General features: G+C 70.7%; 5 protein-coding genes and 1 pseudogene. 2 read left to right on the plus strand and 4 right to left on the minus strand.

The window, feature by feature from the left end:
* Positions 1 to 1,588: acyl-CoA synthetase (locus tag FV228_RS15930; RefSeq protein WP_147855517.1), on the plus strand; the 1,588-nt coding region annotated here is incomplete at its 5' end.
* 201 nt (positions 1,589 to 1,789) lie between these two features.
* Positions 1,790 to 1,948: a hypothetical protein gene (locus FV228_RS33160; RefSeq protein WP_187277775.1), complete on the plus strand. Its 159-nt coding sequence runs from the start codon at positions 1,790 to 1,792 to the stop codon at positions 1,946 to 1,948.
* A 13-nt stretch (positions 1,949 to 1,961) separates the two neighbouring features.
* On the opposite strand, the gene tkt is transcribed toward FV228_RS33160, so the two are convergent.
* From tkt to FV228_RS34230, 4 genes and pseudogenes are all read right to left on the minus strand, one after another.
* On the minus strand, positions 1,962 to 3,956 hold the full coding sequence (gene tkt, locus FV228_RS15935; RefSeq protein ID WP_147855518.1) for a transketolase: 1,995 nt from the start codon (positions 3,954 to 3,956) through the stop codon (positions 1,962 to 1,964).
* Between the two features lie 140 nt (positions 3,957 to 4,096).
* Positions 4,097 to 5,989, minus strand: coding sequence for a TRAP transporter large permease subunit (locus FV228_RS15940; RefSeq protein ID WP_147855519.1), 1,893 nt, complete (start codon positions 5,987 to 5,989; stop codon positions 4,097 to 4,099).
* Between the two features lie 12 nt (positions 5,990 to 6,001).
* Positions 6,002 to 7,018 carry a TRAP transporter substrate-binding protein gene (locus tag FV228_RS15945; RefSeq protein WP_147855520.1) on the minus strand — a complete coding sequence of 339 codons (1,017 nt, stop codon included), beginning with the start codon at positions 7,016 to 7,018 and terminating at the stop codon, positions 6,002 to 6,004.
* Positions 7,019 to 7,249: 231 nt separating this feature from the next.
* Positions 7,250 to 7,366: pseudogene (locus FV228_RS34230) on the minus strand (NAD(P)-dependent oxidoreductase); the annotation flags it as partial.

Here is a 7,366-nt window from a genome sequence, read left to right on the forward strand (position 1 = left end):
GCGGGTGATGAACCTCGCCCACTTTCTGCGCCGGGCGGCCCGCCGCTGGCCGGACGCGATCGGCCTCGCCTGGGGTGACCGGACTTGGAGCTGGGGCGCCCTCGATGCCCGGGTCGACGCCATGGCGGCGGCGCTCGCGGCCCGGGGCGTCGCCAAGGGCGACCGCGTGCTGGTCCAGGCGCGCAACGGCAACCAACTGTTCGAATCGATGTTCGTCTGCTTCCGGCTCGGCGCCGTCTGGGTGCCGACGAATTTCCGGCAGACGCCCGTGGAGGTGGCCTATCTCGCCCGCGCCAGCGGCGCCTCGGCGCTGATCTGCGGCGCGGAGTTCCCCGACCACGCCGCCGCGATCCGCGCGTCCGCGCCGGACCTGCGCCTCGTGGTCGAGATCGGCGGCTCCGCCTTCGGGCTGGATTACGACGCCCTGGTGGCCGAGCGTGCGGGGCAGGGGGCCCCGACCGCCGATGTCGAGCACGACGATCCGTGCTGGTTCTTCTTCACCTCGGGCACCACCGGCCGCCCGAAGGCGGCGGTGCTCACCCACGGCCAGATGGCCTTCGTGATCACCAACCACCTCTGCGATCTGATGCCGGGCACCGATGAGGCGGACGCCTCGCTGGTGGTCGCGCCGCTCTCGCACGGGGCCGGCATCCACCAACTCGCGCAGGTCGCGGCCGGCGCCAAGACGGTGCTCACCGGCGGCACGCGGCTGGACCCCGCGGAGGTGTGGTCGCTGGTCGAGCGCTGGCGCATCACCAACCTGTTCACGGTGCCGACCATCGTGAAGCTGATCACCGAGCACCCGGCGGTCGCGGCCCACGACCACACCAGCCTGCGCCACGTGATCTATGCCGGCGCGCCGATGTACCGGGAGGACCAGAAGCGGGCGCTGCAGGCACTCGGGCCAGTGCTGGTCCAGTATTTCGGGCTCGGCGAGGTGACCGGCAACATCACCGTGCTGCCGCCCCGCCTGCACGCCGCCGAAGACGGGCCGGGGGTGAAGGTCGGCACCTGCGGGTTCGAACGCACCGGCATGCAGGTGCAGATCCAGGACACGGACGGGCGGGAGCTGGAGGCCGGCGAGACCGGCGAGATCTGTGTCTGCGGCCCGGCGGTGTTCGCGGGCTACTACGACAACCCGGAGGCCAACGCGGCGGCGTTCCGGAACGGCTGGTTCCGCACCGGCGACCTCGGCCACCTCGATCCGGAAGGGTTTTTGTTCATCACCGGCCGCGCCTCGGACATGTACATCTCGGGCGGGTCGAACGTGTACCCGCGCGAGACCGAGGAGAAGCTCCTGAAGCATCCGGCCATCGCCGAGGCCGCGATCCTGGGGGTGCCCGACCCGGCCTGGGGCGAGGTCGGCGTCGCGGTCTGCGTGGCCCGCCCCGGCGCCGAGATCGGCGAGGCGGAATTGATCGCGTGGCTCGCCGGCGAGGTCGCGCGCTACAAGCTGCCGAAGCGGGTGTTCTTCTGGGACGCATTGCCGAGATCCGGCTACGGCAAGATCACCAAGCGGGCGATCCGCGAGGGGCTCGAAGCAGGCGGCTGCTTGCCGCTCGATCCGGGTGCCCCTGCCGGACGGTGACGGTCCGGACGACCACGTTCGCTGCACCGCACTCGGAGAAAACCGTTCGCCGACCAATCCGGTGAACATTTCGTGCTCGCTTCATGCTTTCCTTGCATGGCAGGCCGCGGAAGAGCCCCCTCACGCGCGATCAAAGGCCGGCGCATATTGCACCGCAGCAACCGGGCGCACTTGCCCGGCCCTTGTTCGGGATCAGGCACGATGGCCACCCTCGCGTATCTCGTCGGCTTCCGCTCCGAGCGTTCGCTCCTCGGTCAGGTGGCCGGGCGCCTCGAAGGCGCGCTGAAGCGCGTCGCAGCCGGTCGCTACGCCGAGCAGCGCGAGCGCGTCGCGCGCACCGGCAGCGCCGGGATGATCTGACCGGCCGCCAGCCTCAACCCAGGCGCGTCCGCGCGGCCTCCACCACCGCCTCGGCGGTGATGCCGAAATGCCGGAACAGGGCCTCCGGCGCCCCGGAGGCGCCGAATCCGGTCATGCCGACGAAGCCGCCATCCTCGCCGATCCAGCGGTCCCAGCCGAAGCGCAGGGCGGCCTCCACGGCGACCCGGACAGTGTCCCGCGGGATGACCTGCCGGCGATAGGCCGCGTCCTGCGCCGCGAACACCTCCCAGGACGGCATCGAGACCACCGCGGTGGGGATCCCGTCCGCCTGGAGAACGTCGCGGGCCGCGAGCGCCAGCGCCACCTCCGAGCCGGTGCCGATCAGCGTGACCCGCCGCGCACCGTCGGCCTCCGCCAGCACATAGGCGCCCCGGGCACTGCGATTCTCAGGGCCGCCCGGCCGGCGCAGCGCCGGGAGCGGCTGCCGCGAGCAGATCAGCGAGGTCGGCCCGTGCCGGTTGGCCAAGGCCATCTCCCAGCATTCCGCCGTTTCGACCGCATCCGCCGGGCGTGAGACCAGCATGTTCGGGATCGCCCGCAGGGAGGCGAGGTACTCCACCGGCTGGTGGGTCGGGCCGTTGCGGCCGATGGCGATCGAATCGTGGCTGTAGACCGTGATGACCGGCAGGTTCATCAGCGCCGCCATCCGCAGCGACGGGCGCATGTAATCCGAGAACACTAGGTAGGTGGCGCCCACCGGCACCAGCCCGCGATGGGCCGCGATGCCGTTCATCATCGAGCCCATCGCGTGCTCGCGGATGCCGTAATGCAGGTAGCGCCCGGAGCGGTCCTGCGCCGTGAAGGCGTGGAGCTCGCCCTTGTGCCGGGTCGGGCCTTCGAGATCCGGGGCGCCGGAGAACAGCTCGGGGATCGCCTCCGACAGGGCGGCGACGATCTCGGCGGAGACCTCGATGCTCGGGCGCGCCGTGCCTTCGGCGGCGAAGCGATCGCGCAGGGCGCGCAGCGCGTCGCGCCACGTCTCCGGCAGGCGGCCGGCGCTCACCCGGTCGAACTCCACCCGGACCCGGGAGGGCAGGGCCTCGCGACGGGCCTGCCAATCCGCGTAGGCGGCGGCATTGCGGCCGGCGACATCCCTGTGCCACGCCGCCTCCACGTCGTCCGGCACCGAGAAGGCCGGATGGTTCCACCCCTTCGCGGCCCTGGCCTCGGCGAGGTCGGTCGCGAACACCCGCCCGCCATGGGCGCCGCGCTGGCCCTCCAGCCGCGGCAGGCCGCGGCCGATCACGGTGCGGCAGGCGATCAGACTTGGGCGCGGGTCACCTTGGGCGACGAGAATCGCGGCCGAGACCGCCTCGACGTCATGGCCGTCCGCGTCGATCACCTGCCAGTCGGCGGCGCGGAAGCGGGCGCGCACATCCTCCGAGATCGATAGGTCGGTGGCGCCGTCGTCGGTGATCCGGTTGTCGTCCCACAGGAACGTCAGCTTCGACAGGCGCAGGTGGCCGGCGAGCGAGATCACCTCGTGGGCGATGCCTTCCTGCAGGCAGCCGTCGCCGACCAGCGCGTAGGTGCGGTGGTCCACGAGGTCGGGGCCGAACTCCGCGGCGAGCCTGGCCTCGGCCACCGCCATCCCGACCGCGTTGGCGATGCCCTGCCCGAGGGGCCCGGTGGTCGCCTCGATGCCGAGTTCCGGGGCGATCTCCGGATGGCCGTGGGTGTGGGAGCCGAGTTCGCGGAAGCGCCGGATCTGCTCCATCGGCAGGCCGGCATAGCCGGCGAGATGGAGCACGGCATAGAGCAGCATCGAGCCGTGCCCGTTCGAGAGCACGAACCGGTCGCGGTCGGGCCATTCCGGATCGGCCGGGTTGCACGTCAGGTGACGGGTGAACAGGGCCACCGCGATCTCGGCGCAGCCGAGCGGCGCACCGGGATGCCCGTCGCCCGCCCGCTCGATCGCGTCGAGGGAGAGGAAGCGGATCGCGTCCGCCATCCGGACGGTGAGCGTCGACGAGTCGGTCTCGGGCATGGCGGGGGCTCGAAGTTCAGGCGTGCATCTGGGTTTCCAAAGGGCTGAGCCCTTTGGCGGGGTATCGGGGCGGCGCCCCGATGAACCAGGGCTTCGCCCTGGACCCACGAAAGGTCTCGGACCTTTCGGATCCTCGGTTTTCAGAGGAACCCGATCGAGAACCAGGGGACCAGGATGATGACGACGAGGCCGATCAGCAGGGCCAGGATGTAGCCGACGATCGGGCGCATGCCCGCGTCCGGGTGGATCCGGCTGATCGCGCAGGCGGCGTAGTAGCCGACCCCGAAGGGCGGGGCGAACAGCCCGATGCCCATGGCGAGGATCACCACCATCGCGTAGTGCACCTCGTGGACGCCGACCTGCCGGGCGATCGGGAACAGCAGCGGGCCGAACAGCACGATCGCCGGGATGCCCTCCAGCACCGAGCCCAGGACGATGAAGGCGCCCGCCGACACGAACAGGAAGCCCACGGGGCCGCCGGGCAGGCTCTTCATCGCCACCGCCAGCGTCTGCGAGAAGCCCGACTGGGTCAGCGCCCAGGCCATGCCGGTGGCCGCGCCGATGATCAGCAGGATCGCCCCCGACAGGGTCGCGGTCATCACCAGCATCGGGTAGAGCCGCCGCCAGTCGAACTGGCGGTAGATCAGCAGCCCCGCCAGCACCGCGTAGACGATGCCGATGGTCGAGACCTCGGTGGCGGTGGCGATGCCCTCGACCACCGCGAAGCGGATCACGAAGGGCAGCGCCAGGGCCGGCACCGCCACCACGAGCGCCCGGCCGATCACGCTCCGCGACGGCCGGGCGACGTGGCTCAGGTCCTCCCGACGGTAGCGCCACCAGACCAGCACGCAGAGAGTCACGGCCAGCACCAGGCCGGGCATCAGGCCGCCGGTGAACAGGGCCGTGATCGACACGCCGGTGACCGAGCCGATGGTGATCAGCACGATCGAGGGAGGGATCGTCTCGGTCTGCGCGCCGGTGGTGGCGAGCAGCGCCACGAGGTCGCCCTCCTTGGCGCCCCGCGCCTTCATCTCGGGAAACAGCACGGGCGCGACCGCGGCCATGTCGGCGGCCTTCGAGCCGGAGATGCCCGAGACGAGGTACATGGCGCCGACCAGCACATAGTGCAGGCCGCCGCGGACGTGACCGAGCAGTGAGGCCAGGAACCCGACCATCGCCCGGGCCATGCCGGTCATCTCGATCAGCAGGCCGAGGAATACGAACAGCGGCACCGCGAGCAGGATCAGGTGGCTCATGCCCTCGTCCATCCGCCCGACCACCACCATCGACGGGGCGTTGGTGGTGAGCGTGATGTAGGCGTAGGTGGACAGACCGAACGCGAAGGCGATCGGCACGCCGGAGAAGACCAGGGCGCCGACCCCGAGGACGAAGAACAGCAGCAGGTTGAGGTTGCCGAGCCCCATGAGCCAGGGCTGGAGCGCGATGAGCCCAGCCGCGATGCCGCCGCCGAGCGCCAGCGCCCCGACGGTGAGCCGCCAGTCGGCGGATTCCAGGAGACGGATCACGGCGACCAGCAGCATGAGGCCGAAGCCGATCGGGAGGGCGGCGGCCCGCCAGGCGTTGTTGAGTTCCAGCGCGGGGGTCTGGACGAAGGTCTCCTCGCTGGCGAATTCGAAGGCCGGCTCCAGCACCAGCGCCACGAAGATCAGGCCAGCCACCAGGGCGACCGTCTCTAGGAAGGCGCGCAGGCGCGGGCCGCACATCGCCACGATGGCGGTCATGCGCATGTGCTCGGCGCGGCGGAACGCGACCACGGCGCCCAGCATGGCGAGCCACAGGAACAGGATCGCGGCCAACTCGTCCGACCAGACCAGCGGCTCGCGGAACACGTAGCGGCTGACCACGCCGCCGAACAGCACGCCAATCTCGGCCAGAACCAGCAGCGCCGCCGGGATCTCCACGAGGTAGCCGAGGGCCACGTCCAGCTTGCGCAGCCAGGTCCTGGCGCGGAGCGGCGGCCCCGCCAGCTCAAGCCCGGCCGCGCTCTCGACGGCCGCGATATCGATCTGCATGCCGGTCGTCCTTCAGGTCAGCTTGCCGGAGACGTCTTCGAGATGCGCCCACGCCGCATCCCCGTACTTGGCCTTCCAGTCGCGGTAAAAGCTCGTCCGGCCCAGCGCCTCGCGGAACCGCGCGCGGTCGACGTCGACGAAGCTGATGCCCTGAGCGGCAAGGCGCTCCCGCAGGGACAGGCTGAGCTTGGCCACATCCGCGCGCTGGTCGGTGCCGGACCGGTCGAATTCATGCGAAACGGTCCGGCGCAGATCTTCCGGCAGGCGCTGCCAAGCCTTCTTGTTGCCCAGGATCCAGTAGCCGTCCCAGACGTGCCCGGTCAGGCTGCAGGATTTCTGCACCTCGTAGAGCCGGGCCGTCGCCGTGATGGCAAGCGGATTCTCCTGCCCCTCGACCACCTTGGTCTGGAGCGCGGAGTACAGCTCGTTGAAATTGATCGGCGCCGCGCCGGCATCGAGCGCCTTGAACAGCGAGGTCAGCATCGGCGCCGGCGGCACGCGGATCTTGAAGCCCTTCAGGTCTTCGGGCGTCTTGATCTCGCGGGTCGAGGAGGTGATCTGCCGGAAGCCGTTGTCCCAGACCTTCGAGACGGTGAGGATCGGCGTCTTGGCGATCTCGGCCCGGACGTAGGCGCCGAGCCCGCCATCCATCGCCGACCAGACCGCGTCGTAATCCTTGAACGCGAAGCCGGTGTTGGGAAGGCTCGCGGCCGGCACGAAGGTGGCGAGGATCGAGGTCGCGAGGTTGAAGAACTCGACGCTGCCGTTGCGCACCTGCGCCAGCAGGTCGGTGTCGGAGCCGAGCTGGTTGGCCGGGAACAGCTTGATCTCCAGGCGCCCGCCGGTCGCCTCGCGGATCCGGTCGAGGGCTTCCTGCGCCCGGACGTTGACCGGGTGGGTCGGGTCCTGGCCGGTGGCGAGCTTGTAGGAGAACTCGGCCGCCTGCCCGCGCCGGGTCAGGATGCCGAAGACCGGCACGGCGGTCGCGCCCACGAGCAGGCTGCGGCGGCTGAAACGCGTGTCGCGCATGATTTCACTCCCTGGGTCGTCCCGAGCCGCGCGATCCCCGCCGTTATCCGGTCGTGTGGATTCGTGCGTCCCTTCAGTCTTCGCGGCCCGGTACTGGTATCCGGGGGACCGCTTCTGTGCGTCTCACGCGCCGTCTCTTGCTCCGGCGCCGATCATCCAGGCTCAGCGGCGCGGGGACAAGCCGTGGCGGCGCACGAACGCCGACACTTCACCGCTCCCGTGCCCGCCCGTTCAGTCCCCGTTGAGGGCGCGATAGGCGCGCACCACCTGGCTGTCGTCGGCGGCGCCGTCGCCGCGGCCCGATGTCGAGACGAAGAGCTGATGGGCCAGCGCCGCGAGCGGCAGGGC

Origin of the sequence: Methylobacterium sp. WL18, assembly GCF_008040015.1 — a bacterium.
Lineage (GTDB): Bacteria > Pseudomonadota > Alphaproteobacteria > Rhizobiales > Beijerinckiaceae > Methylobacterium > Methylobacterium mesophilicum.